This window comes from Leptolyngbya sp. 'hensonii', from assembly GCF_001939115.1.
Classification (GTDB): Bacteria; Cyanobacteriota; Cyanobacteriia.
In genome coordinates this window covers 20,388-37,885 of the sequence record NZ_MQTZ01000035.1, presented here as the reverse complement: position 1 = coordinate 37,885, position 17,498 = coordinate 20,388, and the positions used below count along the sequence as shown (strand labels likewise).

Below are 17,498 nucleotides of genomic sequence, written 5' to 3'. Positions count from 1 at the left end.
GATAAGCTCGACATTTGGGTGGCAGGTTGTCCAAAACATCGGGAATTGCGCCAGTGGGTAGAGTCTCGGCGTATGTTAGTCGGCGAGAAAGTGCGTCTGACCAATCGCATTACTGCTGCTCTCAAGTCCTACTATCCGCAAGTGCTCGATTGGTTTGAGGATAAACATACGATCGCTTCACAAGGTTCAATGCTCTCAGGTAGTTCGATTAAGGCAATATCTGCTTGTGAGGCTTTCCACACAACTCTGGCTTCTATTTCCCCAAAGCTCTGTTTTGACCTGACACGGCAACTAGAATCAACCTCAGATAAAAGATGAGCAGCAGTTAACACCAGTCTGCCCCCAACCCGGTAAGCAGAGCCGTATTTCGGTCGAATTACCTCCAATGCTCGACCCGGTTCAAATTCCCTAACCATAAGCGTTTAACTCACCACTACATGGGCACCTGGTCACTGCCTGTCAACACAGGTTTTCCGTCCCGTCTAAGAGGTTTGAGGGGGATAGTCACTTTATGAATGGACTTGTCTTTCGTTCCACCACTGCCACCCAGTTCAACTACCCAAAACTTGATTCCGCCTTTCGCATCTGCGCTGCGTTCTACTTCGACATGAAATTCCACTGTCACCTCTCCGACTTCAAAACGCAGCCCCTCACCTTGAGAGGCAACGATGGACGCTATCAATTCCTGCCGCAATGCCGCGATCGTCTCTTCTAATCCAATTCGCCCCACATCATCGTTCATATAGACCACCTTGTCACCTTTTTCGCTGGCTCTATTTTATACAAGTAAGGTCAAAGCTGAACTCAAACAGGCAGTGCTTATATGCGTGCCCCACCAATAACACAGGCGGCATAACGTTCCTGGTCAGCGGTTGCCAGAGACTTTGAAACAACACAAAGCGGCTTCGGTCAATCCGCTGCACCAGAATTGTTAGCCCTCTGCTATGAGTGCAGTTAGATTTGAACAAACTGCATAGCAATTGTGTTAGTTAGGGTATTCCAAGTACTCTTGGAACGACCAAAGGAAGCTGCGCTTGAGCGTCCTTCTATTTTGTATGTATCCCACAGTCTTTCGACTAGCATCACTCCGTACTGCTCCCACAACTCCTCTTTAGGTTTTATCCACTGACCATCTTTAATTAGGAGACGGAAAGCCGCTATAACTGGCATGACAAATGGGGGTGCAACTGTGAGATTGAAAGTTCGACCCGTAATTAAGGTGCATTTTTCTTTACTACATCCACTGGTTCTAGTAATGCTAATCTTCCCCTTCCCATTGCCATTAAGAGTTTCATGAGTCTCCATCACTTTCTCCTCTAACCAAAGGATGTCAGGCAACAAAGGAAGCACATGCTCGTAGTTTTTGTCATTCCACTTGCTAACAAGAGAACCCTTCCCTGTGTAAGCAGCCACAGGATGACTATCCTTTCTAAAATCGAATAACTCATTGTTGAGAAGGGCTAACCGTTGAACAAGATCAACAACAGTGTATTTTGGAGACTCATCTGGATTTTCCTCAAACTCATTAGGTTTGAAGATTACATTCTTGCGGTAAGCTGAAGGCAAATACTTTTCTATCCTTTGCCAATCACCTTCAAGATTTTTCAGTGCATAATCCGGCACTGCTTTAGAGAGGTTTCTGGCACGACTGATACTTGCAACACTCTCCTCGTCAATACCAACTGCGACTGTTACTTGAACATGGGCTTGGTGAATGTCCGGGTAGTGTTCCCCTCGTTTATGTTGTCCGTGGAGAGCATGCATCAAAACTTTGTAAGTATGCCCTCCATTGAGAACACCGTGTCCCAAAAAGTCTTCTGTTTCTTCGTTTGGCTCTGTGTATTTAATTCGGACTTCAAAATCTCCTCCCTCAACCCGTCTCGCTTGCAGGGAGCCAACAACTAGCATGATGCCATTGTTGTAATAGATGAACTGCTGAGGTTGTGATCTAAGAGTTTCGAGCATAGCCTTCGCAGGCTTGGCGGCTAGATCAGCATTCCTAGCATTTGGTCCATATGGAAAACCTTGTGGTAAATCCTTGACCGCTAATGTCAAAGACCAAAGCTGCCCCTTATCATCGCTGTCCTGAAAAACGCGACAGGCAGACTTGGCAAAGAATTGAACTTGCTTCTCTTTCATAATTCACTTTTCCTTTGTTCAACTGAACAGTTAACTAGGTTCAACGGAACCTATGCACTACGCTAACACAAAATTTTGGAATGGCAACCCACAGATAACTTTATGGCTGTGTCCCAACCGACGACTAGAGGTCGGGTAAAGGAAGGGGTTTTAGATATAGCCCCCTCCCTCCCCTCAGAACCGTACGTACAACTTTCACTGTATACGGCTCAAGCAATGTCTTGAAATTCAGTGTCTCCGATTCTTAACAACCCTTGCGAATTGTCCTGACGGTTACGTTTGCAAACCGAAGCTTGCACCTAACTTTTCCCAATCAGTTAAGTTTCATCTCACTTGCAGTCAAGACCATCACCTGTCCCACGTCTGCACCCTTTCATGTTGGGTATTGCCCTATCTGCCCCGTTATGGATTCCGGTTGCCTTTCGGCTGGCAGCATTCGCTTCTTGGGACATCCTATATCCGCTAGAGGTTTCCACCTCAGTTACCTTCGGCTTACCTGAAAGTGAAGGCACTTTCAGGACTCTATCGGAGTTTCCTCGTTCCGCACGGGGTGGAGATATGGTTGCCTTAGGACTCCTCTCTACTCCGGGGGCGAGGTGTTCTCAACCGACATTTAGCCGTTGCCGATTCCCATGTGCCCCATCATGCTCGTGTCAGCCATTTCGAGCACCTTAATTAACGAAGCCTCATCAAGGATTCATTTGCATTATCCGTAGCAACCTTGCCCTAGCCCTCGCACCTGGTTTTGGCTTCAGGTTTGTTGGACACTTAACCTCGTCTGCTGATACTGCCCTCYCATTACTGATTGAACATTCCGAGGCGGACATCTGCCTGAACACTGACAGGGAGAACGTTTTGGGCGTTCTCCAACTCCCCCGAACGACTTCGAGTCGCGCGTCGAACTATTAGTAGACGGAATTTTTCCGCCTAAGATCCCAATTCGGGGTGTATAGGCAGAATGATTCGGCATAACACCCAAAATTTGCTACTTATGCCGATTGTTTCTGCATAAGATCCCAAATTGGGCGGATAGGCAGAATGATTCGGCATAACACCTCGTTTTTACTACTTATGGAGATTATTTCAGCATAATACGCCGTTTAAGCTGATTCGCGAGAATCGTTCCGCATAATTTCAGGTTCCTTACGGAGGTGAGCAGATGGACTATTGAATACGCAGTACATCTACTTATCTCTATGCAGTCACCTCCTAAGAAATTGCTGGATCAGTTGCGGGATGCCATTCGGCTCAAGCACTACGCCTACCGCACTGAAGCAACCTACGTGCAGTGGATTCGCCGTTACATCCTGTTTCACAATAAGCGCCATCCCAGGGAGATGGGTAAAGCTGAAATTGAAGCTTTTCTCACCCATCTAGCCGTCGAGGGGCAAGTCGCCGCTTCGACCCAGAATCAAGCTCTCAGTGCCCTGCTGTTTCTCTATCGCGAAGTGCTCAATCTAGAAATATCSGGCATTGATGCYGTTCGAGCAAAACGACCTCAGTATGTGCCCACGGTGTTGACAAAACAGGAGGCGATCGCTGTAATCCAACAGTGTGACGGTACTTATCAGTTGGTTGTGAAGCTGCTTTACGGGAGTGGTCTTCGCTTAATCGAAGGATTGCGCTTACGAGTTAAGGATGTTGATTTTGCTCAACAGCAAATTGTTGTCAGAGACGCTAAAGGCAGCAAGAGCCGTGTGACAATGCTGCCCTCAAGTGTCGCAGCAGAATTGAAAGATCATCTAGTGGGTGTTCAACAACAGCACCAACGAGACTTGAGTCGAGGATTCGGATCTGTGAATCTGCCCTTTGCGCTTGAGCGTAAATATCCAAACACCAACCGGGAATGGATTTGGCAGTATGTGTTTCCATCTGGTTCAATGACCAAAGATCCTCGCAACGGGTTAATGTGCCGACATCATTTACATGAAAGTGGAGTACAAAAAGCGGTTAAACAAGCAGCAAAGACTGTGAAGCTCACCAAGCGGATTGGCTGTCACACCTTTCGTCACAGTTTTGCCACTCATTTGTTAGAAAGCGGCTACGACATCCGCACGATTCAAGAACTGCTTGGACACAAGGATGTAAAAACAACGATGATTTATACCCATGGGCTGAATCGCGGCGATCGGGGAGTCCGGAGTCCTCTGGATGGAACTGCATGACTCGTTGCGATCGCATGGGCTGCTCCTGCAATTCAATCGCAAAGCCAACCATCTGAATCCGCTCTGTGGACAAGGCTTCAAGTATAGGAAACATTCACATGTGCAAGCGGTGCATTTGAATATGCTCTATGGACAAGGCTTCAAGCATAGGGAACATTCACATCTGCAGCTCATGCATTCGAATATGGTCTAAGGACAGCGCTTCAGTCATAGGGAACATTCGAATGGGTGGTGCATGCATTCGAATGCGATCGCTCAACATTCCTTCTGCATAGCCTGCAATTAACAATGGATTATGCTGCAATCTTAATGTCATGTGCTGTAACCATAGTGGCCTGGATGTAGCAGTTGCAGCGCTCAAGGTTATCCTAATCAAAAGTCGCCGATATCCCAGGCTGGAGAAGATTCTGCCACGCGGGGCACTGCCGTTGCCGAATCTTGAGAACTCACGTTAGGGACTAACGCCAACTGCTGAGGTCGATCGCTGCCCGGTGCCCGTCGCCGCCGTTGGGAGGTTCCTTCTTCCACTGTGTCTTCCGCCACCACTTCATAGAGAATCGCCTGCTTGTTCTGCTGCGTGCCCCGACGCAGTACTCGGCCCAAGCGCTGAATAAACTGGCGGTTGGAGCCACTCCCCGACAGAAAGATGGCAATCCGGGCATCCGGCACATCCACCCCTTCATCCAGGACATTGGCCGTCACCACCGTTCTGTAGGTGCCCTCCCGAAAGCGTTGCAAAATGGCATGGCGTTCTTTCACTGGTGTCTGGTGGGTAATGGCTGGAATCAGAAATTCCCGGGAGATCCGGTAGACCGTGGCATTGTCGCTGGTAAAGATTAGGGTTTGTTCCGGGTAGTGGGTCGCCAGCAGGTCTGCCAGAATCCGGAGTTTGCCTTCGGTTCCCAGGGCAATGCTGCGGGCTTCCTGGTGAGCCAGCATGGCCCGTCGTCCAGTCTGGGATCGGGCACTCATTTGGACAAATCGCTGCCAGCCCTCCAGAGATCCCAGCCGAATATGAGACTGTTGCAGAAAGCCATTGCGGAGCTTCATCAGTTTGTCATAACGCTGCCGTTCCTGCTGGGACAGGTTTACAGTAATCCGTACCACCTCATGGTCAGCCAGAGCCTGACCAGAGAGATCTTCAGCCGTGCGCTGGTAGACGATCGATCCCACGAGCGTATCCAGGTCTACGTGCCGCCCATCTGCCCGATCGGGGGTTGCGGTCAACCCCAGGCGATAGGGGGCGATCGCATACTCGGCAATCACCCGGTTAAAGTCACTGGGAAGATGATGGCACTCATCGAAGACCAGCAGGGCATACTGGTTCCCCAGGGTTTCTGCATGGATGGCCGCACTGTCATAGGTGGCGACCAGAATCGGCGTGCGATCGCGGGAGCCTCCCCCCAGCAGGCCCACCTCTATATCTGGAAACGCCGCCACTAGGTGAGCATACCACTGGTGCATCAAGTCCAGGGTGGGCACGACAATCAGCGTACTGCGGGGGGTCGCCTGCATCGCCAGTTGGGCCAAATAGGTCTTCCCGGCAGCAGTGGGCAGAACCACCACCCCTTGCCGTCCAGCCTGGGTCCAGGCGGTGAGAGCTTCCTCCTGATGGGGATAGGGTTGCATCTCCAGGGCTGGGGCGAGGACCAGGCTCTGAAATTCCCTGGCCCGATCCTCAAAGGCAGTTCCTTCCGTTTGCAGGACGGAGACCAGAGGCCGGTACTGGATCGCCGGAATCCGAAAGCGTTCTACCCGATCGTCCCAGGTGGCATAATCAACCCAGGCTTTGCCACGGGGGGGCGGATGCAAAATTAATGTCCCCCGATCGAAGGTCAGGGTGGGGATCCGGGCCATAAAACAAATGCACTTCCACAAAATTCTGTCCCGATTGTATCAATAGAGATGGTCAGGGTTTCCTGCATGAATCTGGCTAACTGTTCAGGCAGATACATCATCCCAGCAGAGAACCCTCTACGCTTTACGAGGTGGTAGAGGGGCGGATTCCTGATAGTTGCGATGAATACATCCATGCTGAAGATGATGCCATGTCAGTTCCCCAAGTTAGTTCTGAAGATCTGAAACAAGCGACAGCAGTTCACCTGGAAAATATTCAACGAAATATTGAGCGACGACTGCAGGTTGCGCGAACCCAAGGAGATCAAGTCCTGATTCACTTGTTGGAAGCGGAGAGGGAACAAGTTATGGCCGATCGACCTCCCATTGATCAGCTATTTGCCGAGTTTAATCTACCGACTTAAGGGTCTTAACATAGACCCGATCGCAGCGAGCCACTTCTACCCCGGTCGCAGGCTGGTAGCCGCTGCTCTCATAGAGTTGGACTGCTTCTCGCAGTACGGTAGCGGTTTCAATCCAAATTTGCTGCAGGTGGCGGGCTGCGATCGTGCCCTCCAGGGTCTGTAATAGAAAGCGTCCTAGCCCTTGGCCCCGCGCCAGCGGAAGCAGGTACATCTTGCGGATCTCCACCGCTGCTTCCCCCCGACTCACGGGATAGTAGGCGGCAGTGCCGACAATCTGTCCCTGCCATTCCACCACCCAGAATTCGCCGCCCCGCTGCAGGTAAGCCGTTTCGACCTCCAGTGCATCTTGGTCGGCCCCGGTTGGCTCCCAGTCCAGGCCATACTCCGCCAGCACCGAACGAATGACTTCCCCAGCCGCCTGACGATCGCCTGCTTCCCAGGTGCGAATGAGAAAATCTTGGTACTGGATTCTCATTAGCTATGAATCCGGGGTTGGGGGTAGAGCGTCGCCAGCAATTGACTTTCCACTGCCGCCAGTTGCGCCAGTCGCTGGGTCACGTCCTCCCGATCGCAATACTCCGTTGCCAGCAGCCAGTAAACCCCATAGTGGCGGGCTTCCGATGCCATCAGCCCCCGGTAGAAGCGGGCCAGTTCCGGATCAGGGCAATGTTCTGCCAGCAAGCCCAGGCGCTCGTGGCTGCGAGCCTCGATCAGGCCAGCCACCAGCAGGGAATCCAGCAGGCGATCGGGTTCTGCCCGCCGGATTTCGGCTTTCAGCCCGGCGGCGTAGGGAGGAGCCGAGAGGGGACCGAGGGGAATCCCCCGCTGCTCCAGCCACTGGTTCACCTGCTCAAAGTGTTCCAGTTCTTCCCGAGCGATCGCCGTCAGGAGCCGCACCAGTTTGGTGTTGGAGGGATAGCGAAACATCAGATTGAGAGCTACACCTGCCGCTTTTCGTTCACAATGGGAATGATCCAGCAGAATGGTATCCAGGTGTGCGATCGCCTGTTCTACCCAGGCTGTCAGCGTAGGCTGCTGCAAAAATTTGATCGTGGGTAGGGTTACTGCGGTCACGGGCTTGTCCTGGTTCAGTCAACTTCTCTATTCTAGAAGAGCACGATTGTTTTACTGGCTTGCCTGCTCCCTAAACGTTCAGATCAATCGGCTTTTTCAAACATCGTTCCAAAACAGTTATGACCCCCAACAATCTTGCAGATTCTCAACGTCCCCGATCGGAAGCACCCGGGCAACCTCCCCGGATTAACCTCGGCATCATGTTGCGGCTGGGGTTATTTCAAATGGGACTGGGCATGATGTCTGTCCTGCTATTTGGTCTGCTGAATCGGGTGTTGATTAAGGAGTTAGGGGTACCGGCCACGATCGCCAGCGTGGTCCTGGCCGTTACCCTGTTCGTTGCTCCCTTGCGGGTCTGGTTCGGCCAACTCTCTGACACACGCCCCCTGTTTGGCCTGCACCGTACGGGTTACGTCCTCTGCGGTGCAGTCAGTTTTGCCACGATCGCCTTCGTGGCGGTTCAGGTGATGTGGCAGGTGGGGGCTAATCTCCAGAGCAGTGGTTGGAGTTCGACCACCTATGCCTGGACGGCGCTACTGGCTTTCCTGTTTGGTCTGTATGGCATTGCGGTCAGTGCCTGTTCTACGCCTTTTGCCACCCTGCTAGTGGATGTAACGGATGAGGAGGACCGTTCCAGAATTGTCGGGGTGGACTGGGCCATGCTGATTGGAGGCACGATCATCGGTGGGATTACGATCGGCGTCATGCTGAAGAAATTGGGCAATGACCCCTCCCTGGAACTCTTGCAAAGTAGTATCAATCGACTCTTTCTGGTGATTCCCTGGATTGTGGTTGGTCTGGCAGTGATTGCCACCTGGAATGTGGAACGCCAATACTCTCGCTTCACAATCAGAACTCAGGGGCAGGGATCTGAGCAGCAGATCACCCTGGGACGAGCCTGGGGGATTCTGACAGCCAGTCGGCAAACGCGCTTTTTCTTTACCTTCCTGGTGGCCATGACCCTCGGCTTGTTTCTCCAGGATGCGATCCTGGAACCCTTTGGGGGGGAAGTCTTTAAGATGCCTGCTGGGGCCACAGCAACCTTGAACGCATTCTGGGGCACGGGAACCCTGATTGGGATTCTTGGATCTGGCTTTTTCCTGGCTCCCCGGTATGGCAAACGGCAAACCGCTAAGCTGGGCTGTCAGGGCGTGGTGCTGTCCCTGGTCCTGGTGATTGCCGCTGGATTTGCAGCAAACCCCCAGATGCTCCAGTTGGTGCTGTTGATCTTTGGATTGGCTTCAGGGATTGCCACGACTGGAGCCATCACCCTGATGCTGGACTTGACGGCGGCGGAGACGGCTGGCACTTTCATCGGGGCCTGGGGATTAGCCCAGGCCCTAGCACGGGGACTGGCAGCAGTGATCGGAGGCACGACCCTGGATCTGGGCAAGAAATTAACCACTAACCTGGTCCTGGCCTATGGTACAGTCTTTCTGCTCCAGGGTCTTTGTATGCTGCTGGCGATCGCACTCTTAAGTCGAGTGAATGTGCAGGAGTTTCAGACTACCTCGCGGGAGGCAATTGCAAATGTTCTGGCTGCCGATCGGGATTAAGCTCTACAGTAGAATCACCCAAGATCGTCTTCTGGCTTATGGTTACCTCCTCTGGTTCAGTCCTATCAGGTGTTGGGCAATCTGCAGTGATTCTCCATGATCCCATCTGATGGTTGAGTGTTGCGCAATATCACACCATGATTCAGGGTCAAATCGTCACTCAAGATATCTTTCCATAACCTTATGATTCAAGATTCTTTCTGGAACCAGGTGCTCACCTTTGCTGAGGTTACGACCCAGCGAGTCGGAGCCCGTCTCCTGGCTGACTTTGGCACCGCGCAGGCAGCGGAGAAAGCAGACGGCAGTCTGGTGACGCAGTCCGATCAGTGGGCCGATCGGGAATTGCGGGGGGCGATCGCGGCTTCCTTTCCAGATCATGGTGCCCTCAGCGAAGAAGTGGAGCATGTTTTTCCGAGAAATGATTGGTGCTGGATTATCGATCCCCTGGATGGCACCACCAATTTCACGCGGGGATTACCGCTCTGGGGCATTTCCCTGGGGTTGCTCTACCGGGGCACACCCGTTTTCGGCTATGTCCATTTCCCGCCTTTGGGCCAGTCTTTCTATGGCTACTGGCCGGGAGACTCTGGCCTGACGCTTCCGGCAGGGGCATTCCGCAATCACCATCCGATTCGCGTCAGCAGCGAAGATCCCTCTCCCAACCATTTCTTTAACCTCTGTGCCCGCAGCACATCAGTCCTGCAGCAACCCGTGCCCTGCAAGATTCGCATGCTGGGAGTAGCCACCTATAATCTGCTGACGATCGCTGCCGGTGCGGCCCTGGGAGGGGTCGAGGCCACTCCCAAGATCTGGGATATTGCTGCTGTATGGGCGATCGTGCAGGCTGCTGGAGCTGTTTGGGTGCCGCTTCAGTCGCAGTCTCTGTTCCCGCTGGAGGTGGGCGAGGATTATGGTGATCGGCCTTACCCCACGTTGGTGGTCAGTCGTCCCGATTTGGTGCCCCAATTCAAAGCCTTAGTCGAGCATTTAGGCCAGGGATGATGTGCTCAATTTTCGCAACACCTCACGCATTTTCACAATTTCGGCTGAATTCCCATGTTCTTCGCCCATCTGAGCCAGTTGAAACTTCTTCTGGGCTAATTCGGCTGCTGCCTGGATAAAGGCCCGCTTCTTCTTGGGAGCCATGCGAAACCGGCTCTGGGCATGGTAGCTGGTACTGCAGAGCCCCGCATATTCATCAGGAGTAATGATATGAGGAACTTCATCCTCCAGGTATTTCCGCATTAGTTTGCGATCGTTTGCTGCTGCCACAATCCCCAGGACCAGCAGCAAAATTCCTAAAAATAGATAGTTCAAAATTGCCAGCAACACCGTCAGGCCACTGCTGGCCTCAGCCAGAACCAGAGAACCATTGTGGATCAGGTGGGCTGTGATGGCTGAAATCAGGCCGATCGCGATCACGACGACTTTGCCGAAGGGATTCCGCATGTGGCGGGCCACCCCAAAGCCGATCCCGGTCAGGGCTGTCCAGAACCCATGCATAAAGCCCAGAATCAACACGCGCAGGAAGAATAAGCCCACCCAGCCTTCGGTGGAGTCTGTTCCCATCAGGTAGAAAATATTCTCCACGTAGGCAAAGCCAAAACCGGCTGTTGCGCCATAGACGATCCCATCCACCCAGCCATCAAACTCCCGTCGCCGAGTCAGGTAGATGATGGCCACAGCCAATCCCTTCAGGATTTCCTCGGTGACGGGCGCATTAACGGCTGTGGAAACAAACTCTGCACTCAGACTTTCCCCCAACAGAATGCTGGTGGGAACCTGTAGAGCGATTTGTAAGATTAGAGCCAGAATAATGGCTGGCAGTGCCCCCCAGGCAAAAGCGGCAATCAGATAGCCCACCGGTTCTTTTTCGAACCGATCGACCTGACGCACAATCCAGGCATACAGAAAGGTGGGCGGCGCGATCGCGACTACTGTAATCAGGAACTTCAGCATAATTCCAGACCCATGGATTGCGGATATAGTAAGGGTGACGGTAGCTACAAGAGCTTCCCATTACCCTAGCTCAATCGTCTGAAACCCACAAGTAGTCTGCGATCGTTGGATCGTTAAATGCTTTCTCCTCAGGCGGAGGATTCAGAATCAGGGTGCGCTGTTGAAAGGTGGATCGGCGCATGCGGCGGGCCACCCGATCGGGAATCCCATAGCCATGGACAACATGGCCCTGGCCAGCCAAGACAACGACCTGGTAATCAGGTTGGGCCGTGAGAAAGCGGGCGATTGTCTCGGCCATGGTTTCATCCCACAACACCTGGGCCAGGAAAAACCGCTCGAAGTTCCCGCTGGCGCTCTGTCCTTTGTGGATGCCCTCATAGATCTGCCGCATCATCCGGCGATAGGCCACGTTATCGGTGCGGAGTTCAGCGATCGGGGGAATCATGGCCCGTTCTGCTGCTGTGAGGGATTCCAGCCCCTGGCGGGCCACCTTACGAGTGATCTCGCTGGGACTGTTGAGGGCCAGTAGGGGTAGACGGTGTTCCCTGGCATAGCGCAGGATAGGCGCGTAGTATGACCAGGGATAGCCCCAGCGCTGATCGTATTGACTCTGCTGCCGTAGTTCCTCTTCTGTGATCCTCCCAGCCAGATACTGATCCAGTACGGGTTGATAGGGCCGCTGAAACATTTCCAGGCCGATCGCCAGCCTGGGATTCTTCCGGTGCAACTGGCGAATCAGATCGAGCTGAGTCTCATGATCGGCAGGACGATCGTGGGTTTCCCCCAGATAAATGACCGTTGCCTGAGCCAGATCCTGCAGAACTTCCTCTAGCGTCATTACTTGCCGCAATGGGGGGCTGAAAACTTGCTGAGCTAGGGCTGGAGCCGTCCACAACAGGACCATTCCCAATAACCCACTCCAGAGCGGAGCTACTCCATATCTACGCATACCTTGTCCGCGACTAAGAAGCTCTTTTTACAGTGTAAGGGACTCACTGCGTTAAGTGGGTCAGGTCAAGAATGCAGGCCTGTTCCCCATGAATGCGGACTCCCGTCTCCTGAACAACAGTCTAGGCAAAAAATATGGGCAAGGAACCCCTGTTCTTTGCCCACACCTCTAAGTTACACAGAATCGCCAGAATCTACTTTCAACCTCAGGTGACCTCACTGGGGGTAGGCACGTGGGAGGAACTCCCGAATTCCTCGCCGTACCCTGCTTCACCATGTTCAGACACATCCACACCCTGTAGCTCAATATCAGGCTTGACCCGCAGGCCAACTGTTAATTCCAGAGCCTTCAGAATGATGAATGTTCCAACAGCAGCCAGGACATAGGTAATCCCTACAGCAGCCAGCTGCTTCAACACCTGGCTAGCATCAGCTCCTTCACTGAAGAACTTACCATCTGTTCCAAATAACAACCCGTTGCCACCGGCTGAGTTGACAAATTTGGTTGCAAAAATACCGGTCAGAATCGCACCAAAAGTCCCCCCCACACCGTGAACCGTGAAGGTATCCAAGGAGTCGTCAATCTGCAACTTGTTCTTAATCCGAATAGCGAAGAAGCAACAAACTGCAACGATAGAGCCTACAAAAATTGCACTCAGCGGGGTGACAAAACCAGCCGCTGGAGTAATTCCTACTAGACCCGCAACGGCACCTGTGGCAATACCCACTGCCGTAGGCTTGCCCAGTAGAGCCCACTCCAGCAGAACCCAGGTCAGGGCTGCTGCTGCTGCTGCTGTGTTCGTAGCGACAAAAGCTACGGTAGCCAAACCACCGGAAGCAAGAGCACTGCCTGCATTAAAGCCAAACCAGCCAAACCAGAGGAGGCCAGCACCCAGCAGAATGTAGGGCACGTTGTGAGGCGGAGAGGGTTGATTGGGATAGGTTTTGCGTGGGCCAATGATCAGAGCAGCAACCAGAGCTGACACACCAGAACTAATATGAACGACTGTTCCACCGGCAAAGTCCAGGGCTCCAAAACCGCCATACAACCCCATCAATCCCCCTTTAGCCCAAACCATATGGGCAACGGGAGCATAGATGAGGGTAGCCCAGAGCAGCACGAACAGGAAGTAGGCCCGGAAATTAATCCGTTCCACGATCGCCCCTGACATCAGGGCAGGTGTGATGATGGCGAACATTGCCTGGTAAATCATGAAAGCCTGGTGAGGGATTGTGGCTGCGTAGGAGACAACGGCCTCAGGCTGAGTTCCCTTCAGATAATCAGTTGTCTCCAGACCAACGCCAGTTAGGCCAAACCATTGCAACCCTCCAATCACTGGAGAACCGGGAGCAAAGGCCAGACTATAGCCCCAGAGAACCCAGGACACTCCTACCAGGGCCATGAGGATAAAACTCATCATCATCGTGTTGAGGACGTTGCGCGATCGCACAAATCCGCCATAGAAGAAAGCCAATCCTGGTGTCATCAGTAGCACCAGTGCAGCACATAGCAACATGAAAGCTGTATCAGCGGAGACCTGAGCCGTAGCAGCTGCCGCTGTTGCAGTAGCCACCGGATCAGGAGGGGGCTCCTGAGCCCAGGCATTACCCATAAGAGGTCCACTGAGCAGCCATAGTGCTACAAGGCATACCATTGATATTTTTTTCAACACTTGTCCTTGCCCTTCAACGTCATAAAATCTGCATGAGTGACTTTGATTCCACCAATTATTAGAGGGTAAATCTGTATTCGGATATACAAAACCCATTTAAATCCCCTTGGAAGGAAGACAGGGAGAGACTTACAGCAACTCTCTGGCTGGAGAACTCCGAAGTCTGGACAGGGATTGATGCAGCTTTCAATGGGACATCAATCTTGCAAGCTTGACAGGGATGTTGTTTTTGGTACAATAGTACTACACCTCATCACTCCTTAAGTGATTGGCTCCCCTTGAATGCCTAGGGGAGCTCTTTTTATCCCAATTTTGCCAGTCAGGTCAGAAAGCTTGTCTGGTGGGCGGGCTCAGTTTGGGAGATGACCTTCCCACGGGCAATCACCCATCGAACTACCGATCGCTGTCGAATCGCCTCATAGCGGCTATCCGCATCCAGCACCATTAAATTAGCTGGTTGCCCCACGTCTAGCCCATAGACAGGGAGATTGAGGGTGCGGGCTCCCTGCCAGGTCACCATGTTGTAGCAGGCATCGATCTCGGCTCTGCCCGTCATCTGGCAAACGTGAACAGCCATGGAGGCCACATCCAGCATATTGCCGGTACCCAGGGCGTACCAGGGGTCCTGGATACAATCATGGCCCAGGCTGACATTCAGTCCCTGCTGCCACAACTCCTTGACCCTGGTGACACCGCGCCGTTTGGGATAGGTGTCCGTCCGCCCCTGTAAGGTGATGTTGATCAGGGGATTGGCAATGAAGTTCAGTTGGGTTCGCTGCAGAAAACCCATCAGTTTTAAGGCATAGGCATTGTTGTAGGAAGCGAAGGCGGTGGTATGGCTGGCTGTGACGCGCGGCCCCAAACCACTGCGAATGGCGCAGGCTACCACCACTTCCAGAAACCGGGATTGATCATCGTCGATTTCGTCACAGTGAATGTCGATCAGGCGATCGTACCGCTGGGCCAGTTCAAAGATGCGCTGGACCGATCGCACCCCATCCTCGCGGGTCAACTCGTAGTGGGGAATTCCCCCAACTGCATCCGCTCCCAACCGAAGCGCTTCCTCTAACAATTCCTCATTCTGGGGACTGCCGTAAACCCCATCCTGAGGAAACGCAACAACCTGAAGAGTCAGCCAGTCTTTGACCGCTTCTCGGACTTCCAACAGTCCTTGCAATGCTGTTAAAGTCGGTTCGCTGACATCTGCATGGGAGCGGACATACAAAACCCCCTGGGTGGCCTGCTGTTTCAACGTTTGAATGGCCCGTTGCTTCACATCTTCCAGGGTCAGACTCTGTTTGCGTTCACGCCAGATCTCAATCCCTTCAAACAGGCTGCCACTCTGGTTCCAGCCCGGATCACCTGCCGTCAACGCGGAATCCAGATGAATATGGGACTCCACAAAGGGAGGACTGACTAACTGCCCTGCCACATCAATTTCCAGAACAGCAGATCCCTGCAAGTGAGGCGAAATAGCAGCAATCTGGTCGCCTTGAATGGCAATGTCGGCCTTTTCCAGATGTTGTGGCGATCGTAAGAGTTGACCGTTTCGCAACAACAGGTCGTAGGGTTGAGCAGCCATAGGGAGGAACTATTTCGGGGACAGGGTGATCGCGAACTTTTGCTCCAGTGCGGTGATAATCTCCTGGCCCACCTCTTCATCCAGGATCAACAAATCTTCCTGAGTATAGTCCAGCAGATCAGCAATCGAATGAATTTGTGATCTGCGAAGGAATCCGTAAGCTTTTAGGGAGAGTTGCAGAGGCTCCAGGGATTGGGAACTGGCTAAATCAGGCCGATCGAGGGTCATAGAGATTGTGATGATGGGGACAATGCTGGCTCGTGCTGATGACAGAGAGGAGGGAGCCTGATGAGACTGACTTTATGCTCGTCGTCACGATTTTAACTGCCAGATACTGAATCATGCCGCTGCTAACCTACTTGCGGTTTATGGCAGTAACTGGCTGGCTTTTTTGTACTCGGTCAGACTGATCAGTCCTTGGGCGAACCAGCGCTGCAAAACTTGTTGAAGCGCAGAGACAGCAATCTGCCGATCGACAAACTGCTTGGCTGCCAGCAAAGCATCATCATAATTCAGGTAAATGTGCTGATTCTGCCAGCTCCCGGTTGCTTCCGCCGGATAACAGTTAAAGACAAAACCATGCCAGAGCGGAGAGATTTGTAAAAGCCAGCCCTGGTAGGGGTGCCATTTGGGGGTTAAGTCATCAGCCATAGCTTGGGCAGGGCAACTGCAGCGTAAAAGATTTGGAGGATTGAGGAACGAGCCTCTCCATCTTCAGTAAACCCACAAAGAAAAGTCTGAATTCACCCCCTCAATCCTATATCGCATCAATCAAATGCAGGAATTGCATTAAGGTGGTTCCCAGGGCTTATGCACATAAAACTTGCCGCAGATTAATTCGTGGGACTTATGAAATACGGCAGTTGCAATTTGAATTGTAAATAGTAGGCAAGGGTATCCCTCTGTCCCTAGCCGCTCTATCCTGCTGATGACAACGAATTTTATGCTGACGAGAAATGTGCAACCTGTAATTTTGATGGCAACGACTCTGGCTGCTTTGCTGTTTTCGGTCACGCCTCTACAGGCCCAACTCAGCCTCAAGACGATTCTGCAACATACACCCCAGAGTCGGTTGCTGTTTTCGCCCTACACGGTTGGGGCAGTGATTTCAGGAGCGGGCGATCGGGTCTATGTGCTGAAAGCTCAGAAGGGGCAGGTACTGAAAATTACTGTCCATAGTCTGGGGGCACGGGCGTTTGTGGCAGTTTTCACGCCGGAGGGGCAGCGACTGACCCTGCTTGATCAAGAGAATCAGACTTTCGAGGCTCCCTTGACGGGTTCAGGAAATTATTACGTCTTTTGCTATAGCGGCCCTACGCTTCATTTCTACGACCTGACGATTCGGATAGACTGACCAAATGACAAAAAAAAATTGGGTTGAGTGATATGAAGGGAAGAAAGATTGGGTAAGTTAGTCACAGGAGTTAGAAGCCAAGCATCCCGCATTCAAGGAGACCTCATAAATGAAGACTGAATTTAAGGCAAAATTCTTGCAGCATCTCGCTCAAAAGCGCAGAGAAAACAAGGGTTTTACCCTGGTTGAACTGCTGGTTGTTATCATCATCATCGGTATTCTGTCCGCGATCGCACTGCCTTCCTTCCTGAACCAGGCCAACAAAGCCAAGCAGTCTGAAGCCAAGCAGAACTCTGGTTCCATGAACCGGGCTCAAACCGCTTACATTGCTGAAAACAGCATCTTCGGTTCCACGGTACAGGTTCTGGGTCTGGGGATTCAAACCCAAACCGTGAACTACCAGTATCGCGTTACAGCTCCCGCTTCTGCTGACTACACCCAGTATGTCAACAACATGGCCATTTCTTTGAAAGGTCCCCTGCGCTCCTACAGAGGCGGCGTTTCTCTGGGTACCGTTAAAGAAACCAGTGAAACAACCTCTCTGTCTGTTCTGTGCGAAACGAAGCAAGTAGGTAAGCAGCCTGATGCAACCAACTTCCCTGATGTTACCCCCGCCATGATCACCAACGGACAGTGTCTGGCTACCCCCACTGCCGGTGCTTACAAGCTGGTTGATGCGAAGTAAGCTGAGTCAGACGACAGCATAATCAATGCTAATCTAATTTTTAGAGTGGGCGGGATACCTGCCCACTCTTGTTTTTTCAAGATTTGCTCCCGCAGGATGACA

Annotated in this window: 17 protein-coding genes and 1 pseudogene; 7 read left to right on the top strand and 11 right to left on the bottom strand. The window is 52.3% G+C overall.

The features are described from left to right. Positions 1 to 318 (top strand): annotated as a pseudogene (locus BST81_RS28800) (hypothetical protein); the annotation flags it as partial. A gap of 115 nt (positions 319 to 433) precedes the next feature. Here BST81_RS28800 and BST81_RS11265 read toward each other — a convergent pair. Beyond that, entirely contained in the window at positions 434 to 742 is a 309-nt protein-coding gene (locus BST81_RS11265) for a trypco2 family protein (RefSeq protein WP_075598624.1), read from the bottom strand. A 212-nt stretch (positions 743 to 954) separates the two neighbouring features. Then, entirely contained in the window at positions 955 to 2,139 is a 1,185-nt protein-coding gene (locus BST81_RS11260; RefSeq protein WP_075598623.1) for an AIPR family protein, read from the bottom strand. Between the two features lie 1,196 nt (positions 2,140 to 3,335). On the opposite strand from BST81_RS11260, the gene BST81_RS11255 reads away from it, so the two are divergent. Beyond that, positions 3,336 to 4,304, top strand: coding sequence for an integron integrase (locus BST81_RS11255; protein WP_075598622.1), 969 nt, complete (start codon positions 3,336 to 3,338; stop codon positions 4,302 to 4,304). Between the two features lie 372 nt (positions 4,305 to 4,676). On the opposite strand, the gene BST81_RS11250 is transcribed toward BST81_RS11255, so the two are convergent. Further along, positions 4,677 to 6,161, bottom strand: a complete 1,485-nt coding sequence (locus tag BST81_RS11250) for a DEAD/DEAH box helicase family protein (RefSeq protein WP_075598621.1) — start codon at positions 6,159 to 6,161, stop codon at positions 4,677 to 4,679. A gap of 191 nt (positions 6,162 to 6,352) precedes the next feature. Between BST81_RS11250 and BST81_RS11245 the strand changes: the two genes are divergently transcribed. Continuing rightward, positions 6,353 to 6,565, top strand: coding sequence for a hypothetical protein (locus tag BST81_RS11245; protein ID WP_143780308.1), 213 nt, complete (start codon positions 6,353 to 6,355; stop codon positions 6,563 to 6,565). Here the strand turns inward: BST81_RS11245 and BST81_RS11240 are convergent. Then, entirely contained in the window at positions 6,549 to 7,040 is a 492-nt protein-coding gene (locus BST81_RS11240; protein ID WP_075598619.1) for a GNAT family N-acetyltransferase, read from the bottom strand. The two genes, BST81_RS11245 and BST81_RS11240, sit on opposite strands and share 17 nt — an antisense overlap. Further along, positions 7,040 to 7,639 carry a tRNA isopentenyl-2-thiomethyl-A-37 hydroxylase MiaE gene (gene miaE, locus BST81_RS11235; RefSeq protein WP_075598618.1) on the bottom strand — a complete coding sequence of 200 codons (600 nt, stop codon included), beginning with the start codon at positions 7,637 to 7,639 and terminating at the stop codon, positions 7,040 to 7,042. Before miaE ends, BST81_RS11240 begins: the two co-directional genes overlap by 1 nt. Positions 7,640 to 7,758: 119 nt before the next feature. Here miaE and BST81_RS11230 point away from each other — a divergent pair, with 119 nt between their 5' ends. Together BST81_RS11230 and BST81_RS11225 are read left to right on the top strand one after the other, a co-directional pair. Then, a complete protein-coding gene (locus tag BST81_RS11230; RefSeq protein WP_075598617.1) occupies positions 7,759 to 9,195 on the top strand; it encodes a BCD family MFS transporter in 1,437 nt (478 codons plus the stop codon). 183 nt (positions 9,196 to 9,378) lie between these two features. Continuing rightward, positions 9,379 to 10,197 (top strand): inositol monophosphatase family protein, encoded by an 819-nt coding sequence (locus BST81_RS11225; protein WP_075598616.1) that lies wholly within the window; start codon positions 9,379 to 9,381, stop codon positions 10,195 to 10,197. Here BST81_RS11225 and BST81_RS11220 read toward each other — a convergent pair. From BST81_RS11220 to BST81_RS11195, 6 genes are all read right to left on the bottom strand, one after another. Beyond that, on the bottom strand, positions 10,183 to 11,154 hold the full coding sequence (locus tag BST81_RS11220; protein WP_083636801.1) for a PrsW family intramembrane metalloprotease: 972 nt from the start codon (positions 11,152 to 11,154) through the stop codon (positions 10,183 to 10,185). The two genes, BST81_RS11225 and BST81_RS11220, sit on opposite strands and share 15 nt — an antisense overlap. Before the next feature lie 70 nt (positions 11,155 to 11,224). Then, entirely contained in the window at positions 11,225 to 12,103 is an 879-nt protein-coding gene (locus BST81_RS11215) for a ChaN family lipoprotein (RefSeq protein ID WP_075598615.1), read from the bottom strand. Positions 12,104 to 12,308: 205 nt separating this feature from the next. After that, positions 12,309 to 13,715: an ammonium transporter gene (locus BST81_RS11210; protein WP_216351307.1), complete on the bottom strand. Its 1,407-nt coding sequence runs from the start codon at positions 13,713 to 13,715 to the stop codon at positions 12,309 to 12,311. A gap of 379 nt (positions 13,716 to 14,094) precedes the next feature. Next, on the bottom strand, positions 14,095 to 15,357 hold the full coding sequence (gene codA / locus BST81_RS11205) for a cytosine deaminase (RefSeq protein ID WP_075598613.1): 1,263 nt from the start codon (positions 15,355 to 15,357) through the stop codon (positions 14,095 to 14,097). A gap of 9 nt (positions 15,358 to 15,366) precedes the next feature. Further along, complete coding sequence (locus tag BST81_RS11200) at positions 15,367 to 15,585, bottom strand: DNA-directed RNA polymerase subunit alpha C-terminal domain-containing protein (protein ID WP_075598612.1); 219 nt, start codon at positions 15,583 to 15,585, stop codon at positions 15,367 to 15,369. 138 nt (positions 15,586 to 15,723) lie between these two features. Further along, positions 15,724 to 16,008: a hypothetical protein gene (locus BST81_RS11195; RefSeq protein ID WP_075598611.1), complete on the bottom strand. Its 285-nt coding sequence runs from the start codon at positions 16,006 to 16,008 to the stop codon at positions 15,724 to 15,726. Positions 16,009 to 16,285: 277 nt separating this feature from the next. Here BST81_RS11195 and BST81_RS11190 point away from each other — a divergent pair, with 277 nt between their 5' ends. Both BST81_RS11190 and BST81_RS11185 read left to right on the top strand, forming a co-directional pair. Continuing rightward, a complete protein-coding gene (locus BST81_RS11190) occupies positions 16,286 to 16,711 on the top strand; it encodes a hypothetical protein (RefSeq protein ID WP_171974733.1) in 426 nt (141 codons plus the stop codon). A 109-nt stretch (positions 16,712 to 16,820) separates the two neighbouring features. After that, a complete protein-coding gene (locus tag BST81_RS11185; protein ID WP_075598609.1) occupies positions 16,821 to 17,396 on the top strand; it encodes a type IV pilin-like G/H family protein in 576 nt (191 codons plus the stop codon). The last annotated feature ends 102 nt before the right edge of the window (positions 17,397 to 17,498 follow it).

Excerpts from the sequence above, each read along its gene's own strand:
- BST81_RS11265 (WP_075598624.1), bottom strand. The coding sequence starts at position 742 with ATGAACGATGATGTGGGGCGAATTGGATTAGAAGAGACGATCGCGGCA.
- BST81_RS11240 (WP_075598619.1), bottom strand. The coding sequence starts at position 7,040 with ATGAGAATCCAGTACCAAGATTTTCTCATTCGCACCTGGGAAGCAGGC.
- BST81_RS11190 (WP_171974733.1), top strand. The coding sequence starts at position 16,286 with ATGACAACGAATTTTATGCTGACGAGAAATGTGCAACCTGTAATTTTG.
- BST81_RS11200 (WP_075598612.1), bottom strand. The coding sequence starts at position 15,585 with ATGACCCTCGATCGGCCTGATTTAGCCAGTTCCCAATCCCTGGAGCCT.
- BST81_RS11260 (WP_075598623.1), bottom strand. The coding sequence starts at position 2,139 with ATGAAAGAGAAGCAAGTTCAATTCTTTGCCAAGTCTGCCTGTCGCGTT.
- BST81_RS11250 (WP_075598621.1), bottom strand. The coding sequence starts at position 6,161 with ATGGCCCGGATCCCCACCCTGACCTTCGATCGGGGGACATTAATTTTG.
- BST81_RS11210 (WP_216351307.1), bottom strand. The coding sequence starts at position 13,715 with ATGGGTAATGCCTGGGCTCAGGAGCCCCCTCCTGATCCGGTGGCTACT.
- codA (WP_075598613.1), bottom strand. The coding sequence starts at position 15,357 with ATGGCTGCTCAACCCTACGACCTGTTGTTGCGAAACGGTCAACTCTTA.
- BST81_RS11225 (WP_075598616.1), top strand. The coding sequence starts at position 9,379 with ATGATTCAAGATTCTTTCTGGAACCAGGTGCTCACCTTTGCTGAGGTT.
- BST81_RS11195 (WP_075598611.1), bottom strand. The coding sequence starts at position 16,008 with ATGGCTGATGACTTAACCCCCAAATGGCACCCCTACCAGGGCTGGCTT.
- BST81_RS11245 (WP_143780308.1), top strand. The coding sequence starts at position 6,353 with ATGTCAGTTCCCCAAGTTAGTTCTGAAGATCTGAAACAAGCGACAGCA.
- BST81_RS11215 (WP_075598615.1), bottom strand. The coding sequence starts at position 12,103 with ATGCGTAGATATGGAGTAGCTCCGCTCTGGAGTGGGTTATTGGGAATG.
- BST81_RS11230 (WP_075598617.1), top strand. The coding sequence starts at position 7,759 with ATGACCCCCAACAATCTTGCAGATTCTCAACGTCCCCGATCGGAAGCA.
- BST81_RS11185 (WP_075598609.1), top strand. The coding sequence starts at position 16,821 with ATGAAGACTGAATTTAAGGCAAAATTCTTGCAGCATCTCGCTCAAAAG.
- BST81_RS11220 (WP_083636801.1), bottom strand. The coding sequence starts at position 11,154 with ATGCTGAAGTTCCTGATTACAGTAGTCGCGATCGCGCCGCCCACCTTT.